23 protein-coding genes, 1 pseudogene and 1 riboswitch are annotated in these 25,712 nt (G+C 38.9%); of the genes and pseudogenes, 21 read left to right on the top strand and 3 right to left on the bottom strand.

What is annotated here, in order from left to right:
- The first annotated feature begins 28 nt into the window (after nt 1-28).
- Nucleotides 29-850 carry a PfkB family carbohydrate kinase gene (locus tag ACGLXV_RS23065; protein ID WP_391560471.1) on the top strand — a complete coding sequence of 274 codons (822 nt, stop codon included), beginning with the start codon at nt 29-31 and terminating at the stop codon, nt 848-850.
- A gap of 129 nt (nt 851-979) precedes the next feature.
- Here the strand turns inward: ACGLXV_RS23065 and ACGLXV_RS23060 are convergent, their stop codons facing one another.
- Nucleotides 980-1,093, bottom strand: coding sequence for a helix-turn-helix domain-containing protein (locus ACGLXV_RS23060; protein WP_391560483.1), 114 nt, complete (start codon nt 1,091-1,093; stop codon nt 980-982).
- A gap of 28 nt (nt 1,094-1,121) precedes the next feature.
- On the opposite strand from ACGLXV_RS23060, the pseudogene ACGLXV_RS23055 reads away from it, so the two are divergent.
- The 11 genes and pseudogenes from ACGLXV_RS23055 to ACGLXV_RS23005 all read left to right on the top strand — a co-directional run.
- Nucleotides 1,122-1,631: pseudogene (locus tag ACGLXV_RS23055) on the top strand (MDR/zinc-dependent alcohol dehydrogenase-like family protein); the annotation flags it as partial.
- Between the two features lie 454 nt (nt 1,632-2,085).
- A complete protein-coding gene (locus ACGLXV_RS23050) occupies nt 2,086-2,859 on the top strand; it encodes a response regulator transcription factor (protein ID WP_391560470.1) in 774 nt (257 codons plus the stop codon).
- Between the two features lie 11 nt (nt 2,860-2,870).
- Complete coding sequence (locus tag ACGLXV_RS23045) at nt 2,871-3,986, top strand: XdhC family protein (protein ID WP_391560469.1); 1,116 nt, start codon at nt 2,871-2,873, stop codon at nt 3,984-3,986.
- Between the two features lie 22 nt (nt 3,987-4,008).
- Entirely contained in the window at nt 4,009-4,593 is a 585-nt protein-coding gene (locus ACGLXV_RS23040; protein ID WP_391560468.1) for a nucleotidyltransferase family protein, read from the top strand.
- The gene (locus tag ACGLXV_RS23035) at nt 4,593-7,019 is read left to right on the top strand and encodes a xanthine dehydrogenase family protein molybdopterin-binding subunit (RefSeq protein WP_391560467.1); all 2,427 of its coding nucleotides are present in this window, start codon (nt 4,593-4,595) and stop codon (nt 7,017-7,019) included. Before ACGLXV_RS23040 ends, ACGLXV_RS23035 begins: the two co-directional genes overlap by 1 nt.
- Nucleotides 7,016-7,471 carry an SRPBCC family protein gene (locus tag ACGLXV_RS23030; RefSeq protein ID WP_391560466.1) on the top strand — a complete coding sequence of 152 codons (456 nt, stop codon included), beginning with the start codon at nt 7,016-7,018 and terminating at the stop codon, nt 7,469-7,471. Before ACGLXV_RS23035 ends, ACGLXV_RS23030 begins: the two co-directional genes overlap by 4 nt.
- 26 nt (nt 7,472-7,497) lie before the next feature.
- Nucleotides 7,498-8,367 carry an FAD binding domain-containing protein gene (locus ACGLXV_RS23025; RefSeq protein ID WP_391560465.1) on the top strand — a complete coding sequence of 290 codons (870 nt, stop codon included), beginning with the start codon at nt 7,498-7,500 and terminating at the stop codon, nt 8,365-8,367.
- A 5-nt stretch (nt 8,368-8,372) separates the two neighbouring features.
- Nucleotides 8,373-8,852 (top strand): (2Fe-2S)-binding protein, encoded by a 480-nt coding sequence (locus ACGLXV_RS23020; RefSeq protein WP_391560464.1) that lies wholly within the window; start codon nt 8,373-8,375, stop codon nt 8,850-8,852.
- Nucleotides 8,853-8,875: 23 nt separating this feature from the next.
- Nucleotides 8,876-10,435 carry a class I adenylate-forming enzyme family protein gene (locus ACGLXV_RS23015; protein WP_391560463.1) on the top strand — a complete coding sequence of 520 codons (1,560 nt, stop codon included), beginning with the start codon at nt 8,876-8,878 and terminating at the stop codon, nt 10,433-10,435.
- 18 nt (nt 10,436-10,453) lie between these two features.
- Nucleotides 10,454-11,245, top strand: a complete 792-nt coding sequence (locus tag ACGLXV_RS23010; RefSeq protein WP_391560462.1) for an enoyl-CoA hydratase/isomerase family protein — start codon at nt 10,454-10,456, stop codon at nt 11,243-11,245.
- 94 nt (nt 11,246-11,339) lie between these two features.
- Nucleotides 11,340-12,593 carry a benzoate/H(+) symporter BenE family transporter gene (locus ACGLXV_RS23005; protein WP_391560461.1) on the top strand — a complete coding sequence of 418 codons (1,254 nt, stop codon included), beginning with the start codon at nt 11,340-11,342 and terminating at the stop codon, nt 12,591-12,593.
- A gap of 97 nt (nt 12,594-12,690) precedes the next feature.
- Here the strand turns inward: ACGLXV_RS23005 and ACGLXV_RS23000 are convergent, their stop codons facing one another.
- Nucleotides 12,691-12,999, bottom strand: coding sequence for a DUF1360 domain-containing protein (locus ACGLXV_RS23000; protein WP_391560460.1), 309 nt, complete (start codon nt 12,997-12,999; stop codon nt 12,691-12,693).
- Between the two features lie 502 nt (nt 13,000-13,501).
- Between ACGLXV_RS23000 and ACGLXV_RS22995 the strand changes: the two genes are divergently transcribed.
- From ACGLXV_RS22995 to ACGLXV_RS22980, 4 genes are all read left to right on the top strand, one after another.
- Nucleotides 13,502-13,702, top strand: a complete 201-nt coding sequence (locus ACGLXV_RS22995; protein ID WP_391560459.1) for a hypothetical protein — start codon at nt 13,502-13,504, stop codon at nt 13,700-13,702.
- Between the two features lie 266 nt (nt 13,703-13,968).
- Nucleotides 13,969-15,213, top strand: coding sequence for an immunoglobulin-like domain-containing protein (locus ACGLXV_RS22990; protein ID WP_391560458.1), 1,245 nt, complete (start codon nt 13,969-13,971; stop codon nt 15,211-15,213).
- A 783-nt stretch (nt 15,214-15,996) separates the two neighbouring features.
- Nucleotides 15,997-18,339, top strand: a complete 2,343-nt coding sequence (locus tag ACGLXV_RS22985; RefSeq protein ID WP_391560457.1) for a hypothetical protein — start codon at nt 15,997-15,999, stop codon at nt 18,337-18,339.
- A gap of 694 nt (nt 18,340-19,033) precedes the next feature.
- Nucleotides 19,034-19,579 carry a GNAT family N-acetyltransferase gene (locus ACGLXV_RS22980; protein WP_391560456.1) on the top strand — a complete coding sequence of 182 codons (546 nt, stop codon included), beginning with the start codon at nt 19,034-19,036 and terminating at the stop codon, nt 19,577-19,579.
- Nucleotides 19,580-19,639: 60 nt separating this feature from the next.
- Here ACGLXV_RS22980 and ACGLXV_RS22975 read toward each other — a convergent pair whose 3' ends face one another.
- Complete coding sequence (locus tag ACGLXV_RS22975) at nt 19,640-20,602, bottom strand: sensor domain-containing diguanylate cyclase (protein WP_391560455.1); 963 nt, start codon at nt 20,600-20,602, stop codon at nt 19,640-19,642.
- 128 nt (nt 20,603-20,730) lie between these two features.
- Nucleotides 20,731-20,817: riboswitch (cyclic di-GMP riboswitch) on the bottom strand.
- Nucleotides 20,818-20,907: 90 nt separating this feature from the next.
- Between ACGLXV_RS22975 and ACGLXV_RS22970 the strand changes: the two genes are divergently transcribed.
- The 5 genes from ACGLXV_RS22970 to ACGLXV_RS22950 all read left to right on the top strand — a co-directional run.
- Nucleotides 20,908-21,069 carry a hypothetical protein gene (locus ACGLXV_RS22970; protein ID WP_391560454.1) on the top strand — a complete coding sequence of 54 codons (162 nt, stop codon included), beginning with the start codon at nt 20,908-20,910 and terminating at the stop codon, nt 21,067-21,069.
- Between the two features lie 365 nt (nt 21,070-21,434).
- Nucleotides 21,435-22,448, top strand: coding sequence for a LacI family DNA-binding transcriptional regulator (locus tag ACGLXV_RS22965; protein ID WP_391560453.1), 1,014 nt, complete (start codon nt 21,435-21,437; stop codon nt 22,446-22,448).
- 259 nt (nt 22,449-22,707) lie between these two features.
- Complete coding sequence (locus ACGLXV_RS22960) at nt 22,708-23,973, top strand: ABC transporter substrate-binding protein (RefSeq protein ID WP_391560452.1); 1,266 nt, start codon at nt 22,708-22,710, stop codon at nt 23,971-23,973.
- 94 nt (nt 23,974-24,067) lie between these two features.
- Nucleotides 24,068-24,973 (top strand): carbohydrate ABC transporter permease, encoded by a 906-nt coding sequence (locus ACGLXV_RS22955; RefSeq protein WP_391560482.1) that lies wholly within the window; start codon nt 24,068-24,070, stop codon nt 24,971-24,973.
- A partial coding sequence (locus ACGLXV_RS22950) for a carbohydrate ABC transporter permease (RefSeq protein ID WP_391560451.1) occupies nt 24,973-25,712 on the top strand: 740 nt, incomplete at its 3' end. The genes ACGLXV_RS22955 and ACGLXV_RS22950, both read left to right, overlap by 1 nt.

The raw sequence follows: 25,712 nt of genomic DNA, 5'->3' as shown, positions 1-25,712 counted from the left end.
TACTTAAAAGTCATGGAGTGGAAGGTTTATGAAGTTAGTTGGAATAGGTGATAATGTCGTTGATTTCTATGAAGATCAAAGCACGATATATCCTGGTGGAAATGCTCTAAATGTAGCTGTTGTTAGTAAAAGAAATGGCGCAGAGAAGAATGGGTACATTGGAATTATCGGTGATGACTTAGAGGCAGAACATATATTAAATACTCTAAGACAAGAAGAGATTGATGTGACGAGAATTCGTAAAATGTATGGCCCAAATGGTAAAGCGTATGTTGCTTTAGATGAAAACGGAGATCGGGTCTTTAAGAAAACCAATCGAGAGACCAGAGTACAATCAATAGCAACTTTACAATTTACGGATGCGGACCTAAATTATATTAACGAATTTGATGTTATTCATACGAGTATAAACAGCAACATTGAACATGAGCTGCAAAGATTAAGTTACAAACCAATTTCGTATGATTTTTCAATAAAAAGTAAATATGACAAAGAGTATTTAGCAAAGGTTTGTCCTTTCATACAATTTGCCTTCTTTTCCGGTAGTGGAATGAATGTGGGTGAAATTGAAGAATTAATCCAATACGTCCACACATTTGGCGTGAAAATTGTTGTGGTAACAAGGGGTGGAGAGCCAGCTATTTGTTCAGATGGTCAGAAACAGTATCTGCAGCCACCAATCGAAACAGAAATTGTTGATACAATGGGGGCAGGGGATTCTTTCATTGCAGGCTTTATTACATCCTATTTCGATACACTCGATATACCGGCTGCCTTAAGGAATGCAGTGAACTCGGCAGGGAAAACCTGCAAGACTTATGGTGCATTTGGGTACGGGAAGAAGGTGTAGAAGAATATTTGTTTATTAATTGAGGAAGGTGTTCAGCGATTGTGCTGAGCACCTTTTTGAATGTGCACCAGCATGTGTGCACATTCGAAAAGGTGTAAGTCCCGAACTAAGTAGTTTTATCTTTTATCTCTATTGCTGTAAATGATATTTTTTAATTTTAAGATAAAGTGTATTCTGACTTATTTTAAGGATCGTAGCTGCCTTACTAATATTCCAGCTTACATAATCCAACGTTCTTCGAATCAGCTCTTTTTCTGAATGAACAAGGTGACTTAGTCTTACATTTAATATTGCTTGTGGTCGCTGTCGAAGCTGTAAAGAACGCGTTACTCATATTTGTGAAAATGTAAACCCTGACCGACCAGGTTCCGCTTATGGATAAATAGATATGGGTAGATGGGTTGGAGGTCAATTCGAATATGTTATAGTACCTTATGCTGACTTCCAACTATTTAAGTTCCCGGATAGTGACCAAGCCATGGAAAAAATCAGGTACTTAACGATGCTCTCAGATATATTCATAACAGGCTATCATGGAGCAGTAAGTGCAGGTGTAAAACCAGGATCAAACCTTGGAGAACAGATCGAACAAATTCTTGGAACACCAGAGGTTGACTGTGCAGTAGACTGCGTTGGATTTGAAGCCTCGGCTCATGGAACCAATGCTGTGGAAGCACCTGCAACGGTTATTTCATTAGATGAAGCTCCAAGAGGATATATGAAATTTGACAAAGGGGCTGCTCGAAAATTCGTCATTGATCCTCATGGACTTGTAAAATAAAAAAGTTTTTCATAGTTTACTAGTCGCTTCATACCATAGTTAGAAAACCCTCACATAAGCATATGCACCTCTTTAGGTAGACAGATTGAAAAAAAAAATCTGTTTTCTTGAAGGGGAGTATTTTTTATAGTCTAAAATTTTAACTATTGAAGGGACCTGAGAAGGGTCCTTTTTTTGTGCTTTTAATACTTAGAAGTTTGCTAATTGTTTTCGCTGTAGGCGGGAAGGCTCCCTTACAGCCTTGAAAAGAGAGTGCTGGCAAACAACAGCGACTGTAACAAAACCAAATTTTAAAAACACAAGAGTAATATTTTAATAATCAAGTAGGAATTTAATCTGTTAATATTTAAAATATAAAAAAATTAGTAATAGTGAAATTGTTAAAAGAACAAAGGAAGATTTTAAAACAAAGTTTTCAGAAATTTCTATACTATCTAGTTAAGGGGGAACATGCTTGGCTGAGATCTTGATTGTTGATAATGATATCGAAGCAAGAAAAGAGCTTTGTGAGTTAATTAGAGAAAGTAAGTACAGCTACTTAACGACCTATGAAGCCAGTACCGCCCAAAGAGGATTATTACTTCTCAAACAAAATCAACCTAGTGCTCTTATCATCGATCTATCTTTACCTGAGATGAATGGCATGAATTTTGGAAGGGCAGCTTTGGAGCTTTATCCTGATCTTCCTATTATTATTGTCACTCAGTTAAAAATGTTTGATTTAGCACAGGAAGCGATTAATTCCGGTTTTTCCTCCTATTTATTGAAACCGCTTACTAAAAATGAATTGATTCACACTTTTGATCGCGTGTTACCAAAAGGGCTGAGTAAGGAAGTCATGCAAAGCATGAACTCAGTAAACCGATTGGATTCAAATGACCTGAAAAATCCGATTGAAAGTGCGATTCAGTTTATTCAATCGAATTATAGTGAGGCACTCTCCTTAAAGGGAATTTCTGATCAAGTTTATTTAAGTCCCTCTTATTTTAGTAAACTCTTTAAGGAAGAAACGGGGATGACCTTTGTAGAATACTTGTCTTTTGTAAGAGTACAAAAGGCAAAGGGGATGTTAAGACTCTCTGCACTTCCTATAGATATTATTGCTCACAATACAGGTTTTTCTAATCAAAGCTATTTTTCAACAACCTTCAAAAAGATCGTTGGGAAAACACCAAGTGAATATAGGGACCAATTTCATTGGGAGTATCACAAGGAAGTCAAAGTTTAGGAGGTGGACAAATGATTCCTATACATAAAGAAATAAAGAGAGTTAAACAAAATCAACTGAGGGGTGTTCTTGGTACGATCATTTCAACAGAAGGTTCTACCTATCAAAAGCCAGGGGCTAAATGCTTCATTTCCAGTGATGGAACCTTAACTGGCCTCCTTAGTGGGGGCTGTGTAGAAAGTGATCTTATCGAACATGCGTTTAAGGTTCTAGAGAGCGGAGTTCCACAAACCCTACATTATAATTTCCAAGATGATGGTGACATTGTTTGGGGGCTTGGACTTGGCTGTAACGGAAAAATGAATATCTTCCTTGAACCCTATGAATCTGAGATGAACCCAGCTTCCCATATCATAGAAGAGTTTTTTACCACTTCCTTAACTAAGCAAATATGCCAGCTAATCGTTGTAGAGGCTAATAATCCTAATTTGATTGGAACGCGATGGCTGCTTGATCCTCAAAATGGCCAAGAAGAATTACTGAATATCCAATATCCAGAGATTACTAATTATTTTTCACAAAATTACATTCCGTTAAAACCAGGAGTTACTTTCGTGGGTGGAGAGCATCAACTTCATATCTATACCGAAATCACGACTCCACCTCCTAACTTAACCATATTTGGTGCTGGCCCTGATGCCATGCCACTAGTACGAATAGCCAAACAATTAAATTGGTATGTCACCTTGGTCGATCATCGAGCTGCGTATGCAAACACTGCTCTATTTCCAGATGCAGACGAGATTATCGTCTATGCCAAAGATCAATACCCACCGGTTACAATAACCAGTCAATCCTACGTTGTCTTAATGACCCATCATTTCTTACAAGATCAAATGCTATTAGAAGGATTGCATCAATCGGATGCCGCTTATATTGGGTTGCTTGGTCCGCGAAAGAGAACCGAGGAACTGATTTCAACGAGTGATAAGCTGAAACATGATGATGATTTTTCACACATCCATAGTCCCATTGGGCTTGATATCGGTTCAAAAACACCAGAAGAAATCGCCTTAAGTATATTAGCTGAAATCACGTTGATCCACCGCGGAGGATCCGGATTAAAGCTAACCGAGTTAAAGGGAGATCTATCGTTATCCCAGAAAAGGAGTGTGATGAATTATTGAAGGTCAACATCAAGTATGGGGAGTGATCCTAGCTGCTGGCTTTTCTAAAAGAATGGGAACGGCAAAAATGATCCTGCCTTATAATGGGAAATCGATTCTTCAACATGTGATTAATCAGGGTTTAGGCTCCTCACTATCAGGCATTTCCGTTGTCATTAATCCGGATGTACCTGGACTCTATCAAGAAGCGACTGTCACGGGAGTGAATCAGATTTTGATCAATGATCAAGCTTCAGATGGGATGTCCACTTCTGTGAAGCTTGGCTTACGTTCTATACCGAATCATATAAAGGCTGCAGTATTCTTATTAGGAGACCAGCCACTTCTTTCGTCTGATGAAATCAATAAGGTGATCAAGGATTACGATAGGCAAAAGGACAGACCATTAATCGTGCAAGCCTCCTATCAAGGGGAAAAGGGACATCCTGTCTTATTTGATCGAAAAATGTTTCCTTATCTTTTGGATGCAAAAGGGGATGAAGGTGGTCGATCGGTTCTGAAAAAATTCCAAAAAGAAGTATTTTATTCAGAAATGGGTAAAAAGCAAATCCCAGATATTGATACGTTAGTAGATTATGAAAATTTACTTCGGGAGGAGGTCGTGTAATGGAAAAAGTCATAGGCCAAGCGGTTACGAGAGTAGAGGATGGAAGACTCTTAACCGGACAAGGAAAGTATATTGATGATATTGGAACACCTGCCAACACCGCTCATATTGCCATTTTAAGAAGTACTTACCCACACGCCAAAATACTCTCAATCGATACCTCTGAAGCAATGAATCTTCGTGGTGTGAAGGGAATAGTGACGGGAAAAGATATTCTACCATTTGTTCAACCCTTTAGCGTGGGGGTTAGTGCTCCTGTTAAGTACTATCCGATGGCAATTGATAAGGTGCGCTATGTAGGTGAACCGGTCGCAGTTGTTGTGGCCAAAAATCGTTACATCGCAGAGGATGCTTTGGAAAAAATTAAGGTCGTCTATGAATCTCTTACACCCATCGTAGCTATAGAGAAATCGTTAGAGGAGGATGCTCCACTTCTTCATGAACATATCGGTTCTAATATTGCGAACCATCGAACCTTTCACTACGGAAAGGTGGAGGAAGCCTTTGAAGAGGCTGATCGCATTATTAAACACAAGTTTCACTTTCCTAAATATTCCGCAACACCAGTAGAAACCTATGGAATGATTGCCCAGTATGAAGAGAGTTCCAATCAATATACGATTCATGCGAATTTTCATGGTCCCTTTGTTATTCAATCGGTCATGGCGGGTGCCTTAAAAATACCTAGTAATCGATTAAGAATTATTGTTCCGAAAGACATTGGCGGCAGTTATGGAATTAAGGCTGGAACTTATCCATACATCGTTTTATGTGCCGTCGTTAGTAGAATTGTCGGCTGTCCTGTGAAATGGATTGAGGACCGTCAGGAGCATTTATCTGCTAGTTCCAGTGGAACGGACCGTGTCACTTATATAGAAGCAGCTGTCAAGGAAGATGGGAAGGTACTAGGTTTGAAAATGAAGTTAATTGATAACGTAGGGGCGTATATTCGAGCACCTGAGCCAGCCTGTTTGTATAGAACCCATGCCAATTCAACCGGTGCCTACGATATACCTAATTTAATGATTGATGCTTACGCCATTATGACCAACAAGCTACCAACAGGGCTGATTCGAGGGTATGGGGGCCAAGAATTATATTTTCCACTAGAGCGAATCATGCAAGAAATTGCTCATGAACTACAACTGGATCCTGCTGATGTGCTTAGACGAAATCTAATTAAAAAGGAGCAATTCCCTTATCAAACAGCCTCTGGCGGTATTTATGATAGCGGTGATTATGAAAAGGGCTTTGAGCTTGCCTTAGACATGGGGAACTACAAGGAAATTGAACAGAAAAGAGAAGACGCCAGACGAAGAGGGAAATTATTTGGGGTCGGGTTAGCCTGTATTGTTGAACCGTCAGGCTCGAACATGGGGTATATCACCATTGCCCTTACACCGGAGGAGAGAGCTTCCTCTTTACCGAAGTCAGGCTGTGCCGAAGCAGCGACGATCTCCATGGATCCGATGGGCTGTGTGAATGTTCGCATCAGTACGACGCCTTCTGGGCAAGGTCATGAAACGGTTTCTGCCCAAATTGTCTCAGACGTATTAGGAATACCAAGAGAACAAATTAATGTCGTCGCAGAGCTCGATACCTCAACCAGTGCCTGGTCAATTGCTTCAGGCAGTTATTCCAGTCGATTCGCATCCCTTGGCTCTAGTGCGGTATTTTACGCCGCACATAAAGTAAGAAAAAAATTAATTAAAATCGCCGCTTATCTTCTACAAGCTGACGAGGATGACTTAACCATTGAAAACGGATCCATCGTTTCTATAAAGGATCCTTCCATCAAATATTCATTAAAAAGAGCGGCAGGTTCTGCCCATTGGAATCCTCTCTCTCTACCAGATGGCATGGAGCCTGGAATTTATGAAACCTACTATTATACAGCAAAGGTCGCAGAGCCACCGGATGAAAATGACTTAGTGAACTCATCTGTTACCTATGGTTTCGTTGCTGATATGGTGACAGTGGAAGTCGATCCCGATACAGGTGAAGTTCAGATTATTGATTATTTTACCGTTCACGATGCTGGTAAACTATTAAATCCGTTAATTGTAGATGGTCAAATATACGGGGGACTGGTTCATGGGCTAGGAGGAGCCATGTATGAAGAGCTTGCCTATGATGACAAAGGCCAATTTTTAACCGGGTCCTTTATGGATTATTTATGCCCAACCGCACCAGAAATTCCAAACATCACCATTAAACATATCGAAACTCCATCGCCTCTTACTCCACTAGGAGCGAAGGGATTAGGAGAGGGAAATACGATGAGTGCACCAGCTGTGATTGCCAATGCCGTTAATGACGCTTTAAAGCCGTATGGAGTGATGATTGATACTTTACCTTTAAGTCCGAATCGAATTTGGAATCTCTTAAATAAGGCTAAAGAAACGAAAGGGGCGAATCAAGTATGAATGGAGAAGGAAGCTTAACGCTTGAAGCAGGATTGGAACAATCATGGGAGATTCTATTAGATCCTAATGTCCTGCAGAAATGTATTATGGGCTGTAATAAACTAACGCAAGTCGAGGAAAACAAATATAAGGCGGAGTTAGCGATTGGAATTGCAGCTGTTAAAGGAAAATATGAATCTACCATTGAAATTGCCGATATTGAAAATCTAAAAAGCTATAAGTTGATTGTAAAGGGTGAAGGGGGACCAGGAAATGTGGAAGCAACCGGTGTCATTCATCTGAAGCACCAGGACGAAAATCAAACCTTACTGTCCTATACGTATGAAGCAGAAGTGGGCGGAAAGGTCGCGATGGTCGGTCAAAGAATGTTGAGTGGGGTGGCCAAACTGATTATTCAAGACTTTTTCAAGAAATTTGGGAAAGAGTTAAAAAACATAGAAAAAAGTGCTTGATGAAAAGAAAGGAGGGATGATAGCGATTGAAACCAGCTCAATTTGACTACTATTGTCCAAAAACTGTAGATGAAGCACTTCGTCTATTAGAAGAATCGGGTTTTGATGGAAAAATCATCGCAGGTGGACAGAGTCTAGTTCCCATCATGAATATGAGGCTGTCTACCCCTGAGTGTTTAATCGATATTAATCGCTTGCAGGATCTAGACTTTATCGATTACGAGGAAGGACTTGTAAAGATCGGAACCTTGACAAGACAAAACCGTGTGGAGACATCAGATCTCATCCGTCAGCACATCGGTTTATTGAGTGAAGCGGTTCCATTCATCGGCCATGTCCAGACTCGGAATCGTGGAACCATTGGTGGTAGTTTGGTTCATGCAGATCCTACCGCCGAAATCCCTCTGGCCTTAATGACCATGGGTGGCTCCGTTCAAATTGCATCCACTGATGAAGTGAGAACCGTAAATGCGGAGGATTTCTTTGTCACCTACTTAACAACCGATGTGATGCCTACGGAACTTTTAACAGAGATCCACATTCCGATTTGGGAGGGAAGAGTGGGCTATTCCTTTCAAGAAATATCACGCAGGCACGGAGATTTTGCTTTAGTGGCATCAGCCTGTCAATTAAGCGTGGATGATCAAAATCGTATTTCAGACGCTAGATTGGTTCTTGGTGGTGTCGAAGCGGTTCCTCTATTAGTGACACAGGCGAATGACATTTTACAAGGCGAAAGGTTAACGGATTCGCTTCTAGACAAAGTGGCAGCCATTGTTTCGGAAGTGATTGATCCTGAATCCGATCTCCATGCCTCAGCTGACTATCGGAGGCATATAGCTCAATCATTATCAAAACGAACGTTACAAGAGGCGTATGTAAAAGCAGGGAGGTGATGACTATGACGGTTCATGAAGTAGAAGTAAAAATTAATGGAAAAACATACAAAGAAGAAGTCGAATCCAGAATGTTGTTAAGTGACTTCTTGCGAGAAACCTGTGGATTGACCGGGACACATGTAGGTTGTGAACATGGTGTTTGTGGTGCCTGTACGGTCATTGTCAATGATTCGGCTGTTAGAAGCTGTTTAATGTTTGCCGTTCAAGTTGATGGCCAAGAGGTGCAAACCGTTGAAGGATTAGCGCAGAACGGACAGCTCAATCCCTTACAACAGAACTTTGTCGAATGTCATGGATTACAATGTGGATTTTGTACTCCTGGAATCTTAATGTCCACCACAGATTATTTGAAGAAACATTCAACCCCATGTAAAAAAGATATTCAAGACATGCTGTCTGGGCATCTCTGCCGATGTACTGGTTATGACGGCATTGTAAAAGCGATTGAAAAAACAGTAGAGGATCAAAAAGTAAACATTTAAATGTATAGAAGGGAGTTGCATGAATGAATCTTTCAACGATTTTTAATTTTGCGGTTGAAAGGCATCCAAATCGGATTGCCGTAGTTGAAGGGAGTAGACGCTATACTTATAACCAATTAGACAAAGAAATTATGAAAGTAGCAGCTTCTTTACAAAGAATCGGAATTCAAAAAAATGATCGGGTAACGCTTTTATTAAAAAACCGCCTTGAGAATGTCATCCTATATTGGGCAATCCAGGCTTTAGGGGCTGTGTACACGCCAATCAATTTCAGATTATCGGCAAAAGAAGTGGAATATTGCGTAAACGATTCCGAATCTAAGGCAGTGATCTATGAAAAGGCAAGTGAAACATCTGTATTAAAAGCAACCTTCCATACAAAACCCATTTTATTAGGGGTCGGAGAAGTAGAAGGTGCAGATATTTACTATGATGAGCTAGTTCAGAGAAGTCCTGGAACCTTTGTGAAACCAGAAATTCATGATGATGATATCGCTCTTATGCTGTATACATCAGGGACAACCGGGAAACCAAAAGGAGTCCCAAGAAGCAATAAAAATGAGTATTCGGCAGCGATTGCTCACATTATCCAAAATAAATACGAGGATAATGAGAGTACATTAGGAACGATGCCGCTTTACCATACGATGGGGATGAGATCTCTTCTATCGATTGCCTTTTTAAATGGGAAATATGTGGCTTTACCTGATTTTGATGCAAAAGAGGCCCTTGAAATCTTAAGTTATGAAGAAATTACCTGTGTGTATTTAGTTCCTACTCTCTATCACGATATGCTGAATCACCAGGATTTTCATCAATACAATCTTCAGAGATTAAAGAAAATCGGGTATGCGGGTGCATCGATGACGACCGCCTTAACGGAAAAATGTGTAGAGCTATTAAAGCCAGATGTTTTTGTCAATCACTATGGTAGTACGGAAATCTATACCTTCTCCATTTGCCCGAATGTGGCTGAGAAACCCGGTTGTGCCGGGAAACCAGGATTTCATCAACGCATCCGCTTAGTGACAGCAGATGCGGAGGCGAATTCTACACCTGAGGACCAGATTGGAAAAGGGGAGATTGGTGAGATTATTGTTTCTCTCGATTCGATCGAAAGCTTTAAAGGATATTGGAACAGACCGGATGCCACGAAGAAGGCGATTCGTGAGGGCTGGTATTTTACTGGTGATCTAGGTGTCATGGATGATGATGGTGACTTATATGTAGTAGGTCGAGTCGATGACATGATCATTTCAGGCGGAGAAAATATCCATCCACTAGAAGTGGAAGATGTCCTTTCAAAGCATCCGAAGGTGTTCGAAGTTGCGGTAGCTGGGGAAGATGACGATCGCTGGGGTCAAATTGTAACCGCCTTCATTGTCCCGAAGGATGGAACCGTAACCGTTCAAGAGTTAGATGAATTTTGTAAAAATAATCCGAAACTATCTAATTTTAAACGACCAAGAAAATATGTGTTTATCAAGCAAGTTCCAAAGAGTCCAGTAGGTAAAATCCTTCGACGAAAATTAAGAGAAGGCGAATTTGAAGTATTTCAGAAAGATAATAATTTAGTAGGTTAAAAGAGAGGGGAAATCATAATGGTAGAAACAGCCAAAAAATATGATCATATCAGAGTGGAGAAAAATATAGAGAGGCAAACGGCTACAATTGTGTTCGATCGTCCTGAAAAGATGAACTATATCAGTATGCTGGCGAGAGCCCAATTTGCTGAAATATTTAAGGAACTAGATAAAGATGATGAAGTTCGCGTGATTATTATTAAGGGTGAAGGGACTCAAGCTTTTAGCGCAGGAGGAAGTATTCCTGAATTTATGGAAACACATCAGGAAGAATTATCACATCTTGCGGTTCATGTCGCAGCCCCTGAACGTTCACCAAAGCCCGTTATTGCTCAATTACAAGGATATACATTTGGTGTGGGATTTGAAATTGCCATGGCTTGTGATTTTAGAATCGCAGCGGATGATACGCTTATGGCATTACCTGAAATGAATCTTGGTATGATCCCAGGAAGCGGTGGAACACAACGTGTCGCAAGAGCGGTAGGTTTAACTAGAGCAAAAGATATGATTATGAGAGCCAGAAGAATTCCAGCCGATGAGGCATATCAATGGGGATTAGTGACAAAAGTAGTGGCTAAAGAGGAATTAGATAAAGAAGTGGAATTATTAGCTATGGAGCTAGTGAGATTTTCACCTCTTGCTCAAAAGGTTTGTAAAGCGGTGTTAAATGCAGCAGAGGAATCTCCGCTAAGTGCGGGACTAGATATCGAAGGAAAAGCATACGGACTGTTAAGAACAACAGATGATTTCCGTGAAGGGGTAGCTGCATTTGCTGAAAAGAGAAAACCCAATTTTACAGGGAAGTAAGAGAAGGGGAGATTACCTCCCCTTTTTAGAGGGTGAACCTTAATTTCATTTTGTGGTTAATTTTCCGAATTTTCAAATAAAAGGAGGATTCGAAATGAGTGAATTTAATCTAGTTCAAAGTTTAAAAGGTGTGCCTAAATTCCTAAATCTTAATACAATAAGCGCGGGAACACTTGCGGCTATCTTTGGATGTACAGGTCCAGCGTTAATTGTTATTGGTGGTGCAGCTAGTGGAGGATTAACCCATCAACAAGCGATTTCTTGGTTATTTGCCATCTATTTCTTCGGAGGACTTTTAGGTATTTATTTAGCGTTAAAATATCGTCAACCCATTGCTGGTGCGTATTCGATTCCAGGTGCGGTGCTGGTTGCAGGAGCCCTTACGCAATTTTCGTTAAATGAAGCGGCTGGAGCTTATTTCGTTGCTGGTGTCCTGGTTCTTATTCTCGGGGTGACAGGACTCATCGGAAAAATCATGAGGTGGATCCCCTTACCAATTGTCATGGGAATGATTGTTGGAGCGATGATTCGTTTTGGAACGGGTATGATTACCTCTATTGAAGCAGCACCATTAATTGCTGGTTCTGCAGTTGTTGTCTATTTACTCTCCTCCAGATATCTTAAAAAAGTGCCACCTATTGTCTCTGCATTTGTCGTATCCATGGTTGTAGCCCTACTTTTAAATCAATTTAAAATGGGAGATATTGAAAGCGGATTCATAACACCTCAACTCGTAATGCCAAGCTTTAGTCTCGATGCGATTGTTTCCATCGCAATTCCACTTGCTCTGTTAGTCATTGGGGCAGAAAATGCACAAGCCACGGGGGTATTAATGGCTCAAGGCTATAAACCACCAGTCAATGCCATGACGGTTTGGAGTGGAATTGGAGGAATTGTCACCTCATTCTTTGGAGGTCATAATGCAAATATAGCTGGTCCGATGACAGCCATTTGTTCATCTCAAGAAGCAGGTGAGAAGAAAGAAGGTCGCTATGCAGCAGTAATTGTAAATGGAACATTATTTGCTTCCTTTGGTTTATTTGCAGGTGTCGTTGTTCCTTTTGTCTCTGCCATGCCAGGAGTCTTAGTTGCTACAGTAGCAGGTCTTGCTATGATTGGTGTTCTCCTGAGTTCACTCCAAGCCGCTTTCTCTGATAGTAAATTTCAAATTGGAGCTTTTTTCGCATTAATTATCGCCATGTCTGGTGTAAGCTTCTTTAGTGTAAGTTCACCGTTCTGGGCCATTATTGGCGGAGTGGTTGTCTCTTTAATTATTGAAAAGAGTCATTTTACTGTTAAAAGCGAGGAAACATCAACGGGTGAAACTTCCGCGGTTGAAGTGGTTTAGTAGAATATAAACTAAAAAATAGTATGAGAAGAAGTTCGATTAAGATACGAACTTCTTCTTTTTGTACATCAAAAAGGAGTTGGGCTTGGTAACATGTTTAAATTTTCGATTCGATGAAAGCAGCCGCACCTGCTACTGCCAAAATCAATAATACGGGATACGTAACTGGTACGTACACATATAAAAGTACCACCAATATCGCACTCCAGATTCCGGTACACCAATAACAGCTCAAGAGTTTCCCCATGAAATGACGTATGCCAGTTCCTTTAATGATTATTTCTTCTCCGGATTCATCCAAGAATGGCTTTCGAATAAATTCAGTAATGCTATCAAATACGATTAAATGTGTTAAACGGAATGAAGCCAAGATGAGAATTAAAAGGTCAAACCATCCCAAATGCATGAAATCATCTCCTTGTGCAACAGAAAAAAAGCAAGAACGAGATTCTGCTTCTCTCCAAGAGCATTTTCTGCCTAAAGATAATATATGCACCCTCTCATTTTGGGTGAAATATAGGATCCCATCCCGTCCCTTTCATTTGTATTTTAGAGTTAGGGAATAACCCATTTTTTCGCATTCAATATATTGGTCCAAGCGGCGGTGTGCTCCTTCTAATAAAATATCGGGATTAAAATATTAATTTTTGAGGGATGTGTTGTTTATGGTTTGTCCGTGTAATCAGACAACGACAACAGGCACTCCCGTTGTAATTACGCCCAGCAATGGAACTTGTTTACCACTAGGTAACTATCATGTTGCTATTATGTGTACAGCTTGCACGAGACTCATCCATGTACAGGTGCCACGTGTACTAACATTCCTGTTGATTTCCTTTTTCCCAGGCAACAGGAACGGTTACGGTCTATATTTCTCGAACCGAATCCTGGTGCAGGGGGGTGATAATATGGGATGCGGATGCAGAGGTAACAAAAACAAGCGTATGGAGAATAAGAAAAGACGAGTCAGAGAGGTACTCCAAAAGAGTAAACAGGTTTCGACAGAAGGATTAGGATCAACTCTTTCCGGGATTACACCAAATGAGCAGGCTCAAGCGGCTCCTAGAACGCCAGATCCTACACCGGAAGATCCATCGAAGTCATCTTAGGTTATAATACGCCACCAACAAGATTGACAAAATCGAATGTCTTTTATTGTTTTGAGCATAGGTCGTAGTTGTTTAAGAGTACCATTCCTTTATGGTGCTCTTTTTGGTCAATGGCTAACATTTTTAGCAACGACTTGAAAATCCAGAAACATAACTGTTTTTTCTGCGTAAAAGTCTGAATTCTATATTGTTCCCTAGCTATATTTGTGACACCTTTATATATAGATGCTTTAACGTAAACTCGCAGTGAAACAATAAGGGGGAATATGATGGAGAAGTCGGGATTATCTGATCAAGAAATAATGGAAAGGGCCAAAACAGCTTTGGAAATTCCTAATGCCCTCGACATCAGAGGTAATATCACATTACCAGTAACCTCTGATCAAGGAGCAATGATATCCTGGGAAACGGATAGACCAGATATCGTAAATATAAATGACGAGAAAAATGAACATTATGATGATACTCCAGCTGGTATGGTAATAAGACCAGAAACGGATACAACAGTTAAGCTAACTGCCACAATAACGGTTGGTAAGATAACGGATAAAAAACAATTTTCCCTTTTAGTAAGGGCTAAGTCCCCAAAAAAATTGTTCGCTGCTTATTTAATGTCTCATTTTGCCGGTGATCATGATACGGGAGAACAGATCTATTTTGCCATTAGTACTGATGGTTTACATTGGAATGACCTAAATAATAGTCAACCAGTAATCACTTCTGATATTGGTGAAAAGGGAGTAAGAGATCCTTTTATCCTTCGATCATCAGAAGGGGATCCCTTTTATATGCTTGCTACCGATTTACGTATTGCCAATGGTAAAGGGTGGGAGGTTGCGCAGACGGCTGGAAGTAAATCGATTATGGTTTGGGAATCCAATGATTTAGTAAACTGGTCTGAACCAAGAATGATTGAAGTCGCTCCACGGAATGCTGGGGATGCCTGGGCTCCAGAAGCCTTTTATGATGAAAAGACGGGAGAATATATCGTCTATTGGGCGTCAAGGGTTGCCGATCAAAACGGAAATTTTGGACCACATCGTATTTACTATGCAAAGACAAGGGATTTCCGTATGTTTACAAAACCCAATCTGTTTATTGAACGTTCAGATGACACGCATATTATTGATACAACCATCATTAAAGATGGGTTATTCTATTATCGATACTCAGGGGATGGACAAATCACCATAGAAAAAAGTGAACACTTACTCGGTAGATGGTCAAAGATTGGATCCATCGAAGCCTCAACGGGCTTAACTGGACATGATGTGGAGGGCCCTTTGGTTTTTAAATTTAATGATAGAGAAGAATGGTGTTTAATGGTTGATCAGTATGCTACAGGCAAGGGTTATCTCCCTTTACGAACCCCAAATTTATTAAGCGGAGAATTTACTAAATTACCAACTTCTGAGTATTCCTTAGGTTCGACTAAAAAGAGGCATGGTTCTGTTATTGCTATCACAAGAAAAGAATACGAAGCAGTAAGAGCAAAATGGGATGATATTTGAGAAAAATATATTTTTCAACTTCCGAGGTGAGAGTCTATTACTTTTGGTATGAGTTAACCCTTTTTTAGTTTACTCCTTTGTGTCGCACAAATTGGCTCCGACAGATCTTGTACCGCTGGGACGGTTCTCATAGCGTTTTTCTTTCATAAGTTTAAATAAAAAGCCGACAGAACCTAAAATGTACCCTTTAGGTAGACTTTTTCTACGTGTCTACTCTATAGGGTACATTTTATTAAATAAGGTGTTCTTTTTTTTTTGCATTTTTATATTGTAGGCTTTACATGATGACTAGTTCCCCCATGACATACATGTACTATTTTATAGCATTCGGAGACTTGTACAAATGATAGTGAAATAAAAAAATTATAAAAATTAATGGGGGTAAAGATCCGTGACACCCAACTGTTAGAGCTTGCTTGGGGAGCTTATTACTGCGAGGGGAGATATGGTAATAGGTATAAGAAGTGAATTAATTTGTATGGAAATAATATCTTATTGTTTTATTCTTAAAAAGCAGTAATCTAGATTTATGATAGAGATAATCGCCTTCTGCCTGATAAAGACATAATACATATTTAATAAGGAATGATTTGATATTCAAGTTTACAATAAAATACTCTAGTTCAAATCTTAGAGACTTATGGAAATAGGAGTTTATGTCGAATAAAGTGTTTAAAAATGACAAGGAAAATGACGGGAGACAAGCGAATATAAAGATTGCAAAATAAAAGACTTCTTGCAGGAAGGCTTTTATTTATAAATATGATAATGGGGGAAACAGGGATGGGTAAAAAGAGAATATACATGCTGTTTTTAGTGATGTTTTTCTTGAGCATCACTTATGGTGTTGCAAACGCCTCTCCGAATGAGGAGATCAAGCAGTCAAATGTAAAAGGGGTAATTAAAGAAAATGGAAGTTCATTAGGGGATGCTGTGGTTTTCATTCGTGAGAAGGGGAAATTAAATTGGATTCAAACCATGACAGACTCTAATGGAGAGTTTAAGACTAAATTACATGATGGTACATTTGTTATTAAAGGTGTCAGAGAAAAAAATAAAAATTGGTATTCCACTAATGAAACCTTTGTTGTAAGTGAAGGCAAGATTGTAGGTTTAAATGATGGAGAAATTGTTCTTTCGCAAATGCAAAAAGAGAAAAAGATTAGTGGAAATTCAGGTAAAATTAAAGGCAAGTTAAAAGAAGGAAACAATGGATTACAGGCTGATTTGATTATTTCCAAGTATAGTGAGAATGAGGAAGAAATTATTAGAGTATCTTCTGAAGCTAATGGGAATTTTTCTGCTACACTTTCTGATGGTAATTATTTTCTATTTGGTGTAGAAGTGGATGGTGGCTTTTATAGATATGAATTAGGATTTTCAGTAGTTAATGGAAACGTTACAGTAGACGGGGACCCTAATAAAAAACTATCAATCAATCTACCTATCAATACCTATTCTGGAAAAGTTGAGGATTCTACAAACCCATTAATAGGAGCAAATATAGTCCTAGAGAAGCGACTTTCTGAGGATGAATATAACACTGAATTTATTCAAAGTGTTATTACGGATCATACAGGGGCCTTCTCGTTAAGAGCGTTAACTGATGGGAAATATTCTCTAAGTGTATATCATGAAACATATTATTCCTGGAATCATCTAATGTTCGAAGTTATAAATGGAAAAATTCATATTGATGGTTTGGAGGCTTCTATCCTTCAAATTTCTATTCCGGACATTAATGTAAGTGGTCAAGTGTTGGAAGGAGAATTACCAATATCAAATGCATTTGTGGAGTTTGAAAGCCAAACAGATGAGGGATATGATTGGTATAATACACAAACCGATGAGAACGGTAGTTTTCAATATAGATTAGAGGATGGAATGTATACGATCAGGTATATAGATGAACGTAATCGAAGAACAGAATTCAGTATTCCATTCGAAATCCGTGATGGGAAGCTTTTTCAGAATGGGAATGCATCGTCATTGATAAGCATTAATTTGCCTCCTGTGACATTAAATGGGAAGCTTGTAGAATCAGGGACTACACTTCAAGGATCTGTATGGATTACAAATGATGGAACATCTGAGGGGTTTAATGCACAGACAGATGAAAATGGAGTTTTTTCGTTACGTTTAAAAGATGGAACCTATCGAGTTTCTAATGGTTTCTTGAACGAAGATGGAGAACAAATTACGTTTAATACCACCTTTGACATAATCAATGGCGAGCTAATGGTAAATGGTAAAGAGCAGTCCCTCCTAGAGCTGCAGGTGCCAGGAGTTAGTTTACATGGATTGGTAAAAGACGGTGATAGAGTGGTAACGAGTGGATTAGTTTCCGTTACTTCAGATCAACAAGGTGCGGATATCTGGAAGGAAATAAACCCAGATGGAACATTTTCGATGCGTTTAACAGATGGTAACTATTATATTAGGAGTATTCAAATTGAGGATGGAAGTAGTACTGAAGTTTTCCAGCCTTTCACAGTTATGAATGGAAAGACATACGAAAATGACGAATTAAAAGATGTGTTAGAGATTTCGGTTCCACCTATTACTTTAATGGGGAAACTATCTGAAGGCGGCACCCCAATTATAGGTGGACTTTATATCATGGAAATCAATGATGCTGATAATCCTCTACAATTCTGGGGAACAACTAATGAGGATGGTGAATTTCAATTTCGCATGCTAGATGGTGATTACATGGTATATAACGTTAATCTACCAGATGGCTCAAACTTCAGCCCTGGCATAGAATTTAGTATTAGGTCAGGTCAATTATATATGAATGGTGAAATGAAAGATCAGCTTAACATTGATGTTCCACAGGTAACCTTATCCGGTAATGTATTCAATGGTGAAGAACCAGTAAATCAAGGATATTTATCTATAACTTTGTTAGAAGGGGAATTTTTCCCTGGATCAAATGGTGAGATCCAAGATGGTCACTATCAGGTTCGCCTTCATGATGGTGAATATGAGATCTCATATATATATGATTATCAATATGGTTACTATGAAATTAGGAAAAGATTTGCTATTGTTAATGGCAAACTATTTGTAGATGGCCAGGAAATAAGTACATTAGATATTAACCTACAAGATAGTTTACAATAATTTTATTTTAAGCTGAGCGGATAATTTTCCACTCAGCTTTTTTGTTCAGTTTAGGAAGGTTTTATTTTTTATACATAGATTAAGATCTTTGAGGGCCAGTTAAATTAGTATGGTGGATTTACAACATCCTTAGAGGTTCATTGATTCATCATTCTTCTAAGTTTTGATGATAGATTAAGATAAAAGCAAAAGAGAAACTAAGAAAATGGTTCGGAGATAACGTTGATACCTCCGATATCGATGGAAAGATTGGTTAATAAGGGGGGGATTACTCCCTAGTTTTTAGATGCAAAAGACCCATCAGCCTACGGACTACTTTGGGGAGGATTTCCTTTGGGTAACCAAAATGGAAGTAAAATAAGTGGGGGTCTGTGGAATAAGACAATCCAAATCACTCATATGATGTATATAAAAAAATAGGGTGTGATCGGGCATGAAAAATCAAAATGTAGTGTTCTATACTATTAGAGGTTCGACAATTAAAAAATTTATAATACTTGATTGTATGACTGGTACAGGTATTTATTATGCGTTGAAATTCATAACTTCTAGTATAATAGTTGGGATTGTTGGAAGTATGGTTTGTACAGAAGGTCTTAAAAGAATGCCTTGTAAGATCTGTCCATAAGTAAACAGGGGTAATAATCATGTGAGGATTAACGCTTTAAAACAATAATAATATTGGAGGGGTTTTATGAGGTTAGTAGGGCAACATATTTATCTTCGACTTTACAAAACTTCTGACGCCCGCGAGCTAGCTAACTTACATATTAGAAATCGCGAATTTTTTCAACGAGTTTGCCCATTACTCCCAGAAGCCTTTTATACAGAAGAACATCAAAAAATACGCATTGAACGGGCATTAAAAATGACAGATGAAGGTCAATTATATGCATTTGGAATCTTTTTAAAAGCAACTGATAAACTTATCGGAGACATTTCATTAACTCAAATTGCTAGGGGAGATCTCCAAAACTGTTATACGGGATTTACTCTAGATAAGGAGTATAATGCAAAGGGCTATACAACAGAAGCTCTTCAACTTGTTGTAGACTTTGCTTTTAGAGAATTAAAATTACATAGAATTGAAGCAGGAGCTATGCCTGACAATTTAGCATCTATTCGTGTATTAGAAAAAGTAGGGTTTAAAAAAGAAGGTATAGCTAAAGAAAATCTAAAGATTAATGGCAAATGGACAGATCATCAAATATTAGCTATCATCAACATCTCGGAAGTGTAAGCTCATTTCACTTTCAACAATCTGACACCTCAGATAGGATATCTAAGGTGTTTTACATTTCTAATTAATTATTCTATTTTTATTTCTCTTTTTAGCATGATACATATTTTTATCAGCTTTAGAGAATAAGTTGGTCATATTGCCCAAAGAATGATCTTCGAAAGAAAAGCCGATCGATAATTTGATTTCCCTCTTAGAGGTTTCATTATACTTCTTAAACTCCTTTATTATTTCATCGACTAGTTCTTTCGCGGTGTTCTCTGTAGAATGTTCAAGTATGAGAGCGAATTCGTCTCCACCAAGTCTAGCAACTGTTACTAAATCTGAGGAGAATTGATTGAGTAACCCCGCTGTTTCCATGATGATAAAATCTCCCTCTTTATGTCCGAAATGATCATTAATATATTTCAATTCGTCTAAATCACATATGAGAATCGCTATAGGAATATTTGACGTTTGATCAAACTGTTCAAATTTATATTCAAAGTACTCGCGATTATATATCCCAGTTAAAGAATCGTGGCTAATTTGATACTGCAACTCCTTTTCTAACTGGATTTTATCGTCGATATTTCTTAAAACTCCCTGTATCGCAACAAGCTTTCCATTTTTATAAATGGGAGTAGCATATTCTTCAAAATATCTATATTCCCCATTTTTATCAAGCCATCGCTGTACAATACTCTCGTCAAAATTTAGTTCTCCGTTAACTTTTTTTTCAAGAATATGAAAATCATCGGGATGAATATCTATAAAGGGTATGTCGGAATTCTTAAAGGCACGTTCAATCGAACCTGCTCCAAAAAAATGTTCAGCTGAAGGACTAAGATACTTAAATTCTCTTTTTGGATAAACCTGAAAATAATATAGAAAATCCCTTGTATTTTCAATTATGTCAACAAAACTTTTCTGATTTTCTATTATCTTCTTTCTTTGATTTTCCCATCTTCTATATAAAAGAGGGCTTATCAAACTAACTATAGCCATTCCTGTAATTAACCCAGTTGTAAACTGTATGCTCATTTTAGACCCTCATCTTTTAGAATATATTAAAATATAAATCATACCATATAGTAAATGGATGTCCTTTGTTCCTATCGTCCTGAATATAATAAAAGACCTACCGCTACCGATAGGCCTTGAACACTTTAATCGGTAACTGGCTAACATAGTCAAATACGACCTTAGTCCCTATAGTTTTGCGTCGTCATTTTTCAATGAGTTTGCCTTTTTTATTCATTGAGTAAATAGTCCTATTTCTATTATAATAGCTAAATTTTCAATATCAATAAAAATTACTTTGAACCAAATAAACAAGAGGTGTTTATATGAAAAACTGGCTAGTGCGACACAAGTGGGATATTCCCCTTGCTATTGTATTCTTGGTATCTCTTACAATCATCCTTCAAGTACAACTCGAAGGAACTTCTTGGTATCTCTTACAATCATCCTTCAAGTACAACTCGAAGGAACTTCTTGGCATTTGCTAACAATTCCTCCTTATTTGATACTTGCATCGATACTAAGGAGCATAAGAAAAAAACAAATCATACAAGAAAGTAGAGGTCGTGCCTAGTGGCTCGGCTTTTTTTTATTAGAAAACGTCTATCTGAGAAAGGTTTTCAAGAAGAATATTACTAAATAATTTACCAGATGGAAATTTATCAATAATAAGAAAATCTTACTATATCGGTGTTATACAACGAAAAAATTGTATAAATTTTTAGAAAAATTAGTTTTTATACTTGTAAGCCCTTCCATAAGATGCTATTATTCGAATATACCTAGTAAATATTTTAGTTATTGTTAAGTAAAAGTTTACGGGTGTTGAAAAGAATATGAAGAGGGTTATGAGATGGCTACTATCAAGGAAATTGCGGACAAGTCGAATGTATCAGCATCTACGGTTTCACGGGTGTTAAATAACGATGATACGATTTCCGTTCAGTCTGAAACGAGGGAACGTATTTTCCAGGTTGCTAAGGAGCTTGGATACGAAACGATTTTAGAAAGACGGTTGAAACAAAAACAACAGACTTTGAAACATGTCGGGATTATCGTTACCCAATCATTGGACGAGGAGATCAATGATCCATATTTTTTATCCATCCGCCAAGGGATTGAAATGGAACTTGCGAGTCATGGGATCAGAACCGTTACGTTCCGTTTACATGAAACGGAGACCAATCAAATGATTGACGACCTTGATGGACTCATTGTCGTCGGCAGGGTAAAAGAGATGGCGCTCAAGGCCATCAGTAGAGTGGAAAATGTTGTGTACATTAACCACTCGCCTAACGATGATTTGTATGATGCGGTTGTGATTGATTTTGAAAAGGCCACAGAGAAAGCGATCAAGCATCTATTAGGAACCGGCTATAAGAGTATCGGGTATATCGGAGGAAGGGAGAAGGAGCATAGCAAAAATCAAAAGTTCAACTCTGAAGATAAACGTCTCACCACCTTTGAACGCTTGATGAAAGAACAAAAAATGTTCGACCCGGAGGCCGTTTTTATCGGTGAGTATTCAATGGCACAGGGTTATGAATTAATGAAAAAAGCCATTTATATGAGGAATTTTCCCGAGGCGTTTTTTATTGCCAGTGATCCGATGGCGATTGGGGCGTTAAGAGCATTACAAGAAGCCAATCTCAAAGTTCCTGATGATGTAGCCATTATCGGCTTTGACGATATTGAAGCTGCATCATTCGCAAGTACACCTTTGACGACAATCAGAGTGCATACGAAGGAGATGGGGAAAACAGGAGTAAAACTTTTACTAGATCGCCTGAATGGAAGAGAACTTCCATTAACCGTGACCCTGCCGACTGAATTGGTGATCCGGGAGAGCTGCAAGAAAAATAAATAACTTTTAAGGAGGTGGTTTTCGGAAAATAAGACCATGTATCTTTTTCAACGATTTAATGCCCACCCTGACAGCATGAAAGCTAGCAGGGTGCAAAGTGACTGCCATCACACTGCATTGGGCGAAAACTAACAAACTACTCCACCTATGAACGGGAGCTAATTCTATTATATAGTTGCTCCCAAACGTCAGCAAGAAAACGAACTCATTTTAATAGGTAATTTTTACTTGTTATTTAAAAATGACTGAGGGGGCGTTTATTTTGAAAAAGCTTTTAAAAACGGTGGCGTTTGCAGCCGCGTTGACAACGATTGTGACTGGATGCAATAAAGCTTCCGGGGGTAATGAAGCAAACAGTGATAAGACGGTTGTAAACTTGTTTTCGACTGTAACGAATGAAGCAGATAAAATTACTCTGCAAAATGTGGTAAAAAAGTTTGAAACGGAAAATCCTGATATCGATATTAAAGAAAATTATCCTGCTGACGGGTATGAAGGAATGCTGCGAGTCAAAATGGCGGCAAATGATATGCCTGATTTATTTGATACCCACGGCTGGGCGATTCATCGTTACGGGGAATATGTAGAAGATTTAAAAGATATGGACTGGGTGAAGGATCTTGATCCAGCACTGGAGCAAATTTTAAAAGATGAATCTGGAAAAGTCTATGCGTACCCTCTAAACCAGGCAAAAGACGGACTTACATATAACGCAACATTGCTTGAGGAATATGGAATTGAGCCGCCGACAACCTTTGATGAGTTCATGACTGCACTAGAAACCATCAAGAAAAAAGGAAAGGGCGAAGTGACTCCACTTTGGTTTGCTGGTTCAGATAAATCAGCATTCGGACAGTATTTTGATCAGTTTTCCACACCACTATTAATAACTGGAGAACAAAACTTCCAAAAAGAATTGCTAGATGGGACGTTTGATTGGTCAAATTATACGTTTTTAGCGGAAAAGCTAAAGGAAATGCACGATAAGAAGTTTCTTAATGAAGATATATTGACGGCCAAGAATCATCAGATGGTCGACTTAATGGCGCAGAACAAAATTGGATTTATCGTTGGTGGCGGAATGCTTGGTCCCTCTGTGGAAGAGTTAAACCCAGAGGTCAAGCTTGGTGTCATTCCCATGCCTGTGATCGAGGAAGGTGACGAACCAAGCTGGATTGGTGGGGAGCGTCATACATTAGCGGTTTGGAAAGATTCTGAAGTCAAAGAAGAAGCGAAAAAGTTCTTAGAATTCATTTCTCAGCCGGAGATGGTGAAAGAGATTGCGGAGGGGACTTCTCTTCCAAGTGGTCTGACTAATACTGAATCGAAAAACTATTACTCTGAATACTACGAAAAGTACGCGGATGTGAAAGTGGAACCTTACTTCGACAGAATTTACCTTCCAAGCGGTATGTGGGACCCAATGGGTGCTACTGGTCAGGAATTATTGTCTGGAACAATGACACCGGACGAAGTTTCGAAAAAGATGGAAGAGGAATATAAGAGATTGCTAACGCAGAAGAAATAGTTTTGTGATGGAGGAAGGTGTTATCGCCTCTCCTCCTAATCTAACATTCTAGGAGTTGGTGACGTTGATAGGAGTGGAGACAAGAAGCAAGTCGATGGCCGGCTCTTCTGTAGAAGTGAAAAGGAACCGTAAAAGGCGGAAGGAATCCTCGCTTTGGTGGATGTATCTTCCCGCTCTAGCTGCTGTCTGCTTTTTCATCCTTTATCCATTTTTAAACGGGATTAAAATTTCTTTTACAAACTGGAACGGGTTTTCACAAACGTACGACTATGTTGGGTTCAGTCAATATACGAGGATGCTGAAGGATCCGGATACGTGGCTGGTAGTAAAAAACACCCTGCTGTATGGTATCGGCAGTACCATTTTGCAGAATGTGATTGGTCTTGGGTACGCACTTTTATTAAATCAAAGAATCTACATGAAAAATTTTACCAGGACGATTGTGTACCTTCCGGTTATTATCAGCCCGCTGATCATGGGATATATCTTCTACTTTTTCTTTGCTTTCCAAGGCGGGGCACTGAACGATCTGCTTGTATTTTTCGGATTGGATAAAATTAATGCATTAGGCGATCCAAAAATTAATATTTGGTTGATCGTTTTCGTTAATACCTTCCAGTTTGTCGGGATTGCGATGATTATTTACCTGGCTGGGTTGCAAAGTATTTCAAAGGATTATTACGAAGCGGCACAAATTGACGGAGCGTCTAGTTTTCAACAATTTAAAAATATCACCCTGCCGATGTTAATGCCTTCCATCACCATCAACATGGTTATTAACATTATTGGGGGATTGAAATTGTTCGATGTGATCGTCTCGCTGACAGGTGGCGGACCGGGTTATGCTTCGCAATCCATGTCTACGTTTATGTATGACCTTTATTTTAATAGACAAGATGCGGGATATGCAGCGACGCAAGGTGTATTTATGGCCATCATTATTTTGATTCTTAGTCTGGCAGCGCTTGTGTACTTCAAACGGAAGGAGATTGAGGCGTAATGGACTATATGGGTAAAAAGAAAAAGTGGTTACTCTCTGGAGTCGCGCTTTTGATCTCAGCCTTTCACCTAATCCCTTTTTATATTTTGATTACGACCGCGTTAAAGGAAAGGGGAGATTTTAGTTCGAAATGGGTGTTTCCCAAGGTCCTGGCGTTTGAGAACTTTGCGGAGGCGTGGGAAACGGCGAGTCTTGGCAATGCGCTTTCGAATACCTCGATTATTACCTTTGTAAGTGCTTTATTATTGATTGTTTTTGGCTCGATGGCCGCCTATCCCTTGGCCAGAAGGCAGACGAAACTAAATAAATTTGTTTTCATGATATTTATTGCAGTGATGGTGATCCCGCCTTTAACTGCATTAGTTCCATTATATAAGCTTGTGGTCGACATTGGAATGATGAACACTCTCGAAATTGCCATCTTGAATAATGTGGCATCCTTTCTTCCATTAACCATTTTCTTGTATGCAGGCTTTATTCGCTCGACGATCCCAAAGGAATTGGAAGAAGCCGCAAAAATTGATGGTGCTAGTACACTGGGAATCTTTTTCCGGATTGTATTCCCTTTGTTGAAGCCGGTTACGGCATCCATTTTAATCATTTCATGTGTATTTATTTGGAACGATTACCAATTCGCCATCTTCTTCCTTCAAGCAGAGGAAGTGAAGACCAGTACAGTTGCACTGGCAGGATTCTTTGGGGAAAATGCCAACCAAATGAATCTAGTCGCTGCCGCAGC

This window comes from Robertmurraya sp. (genome assembly GCF_036676585.1).
Taxonomy (GTDB): domain Bacteria; phylum Bacillota; class Bacilli; order Bacillales; family Cytobacillaceae; genus Robertmurraya_A.
Note: the sequence above shows the minus strand (reverse complement) of the source record. Positions and strands in the feature narration are given on the sequence as shown.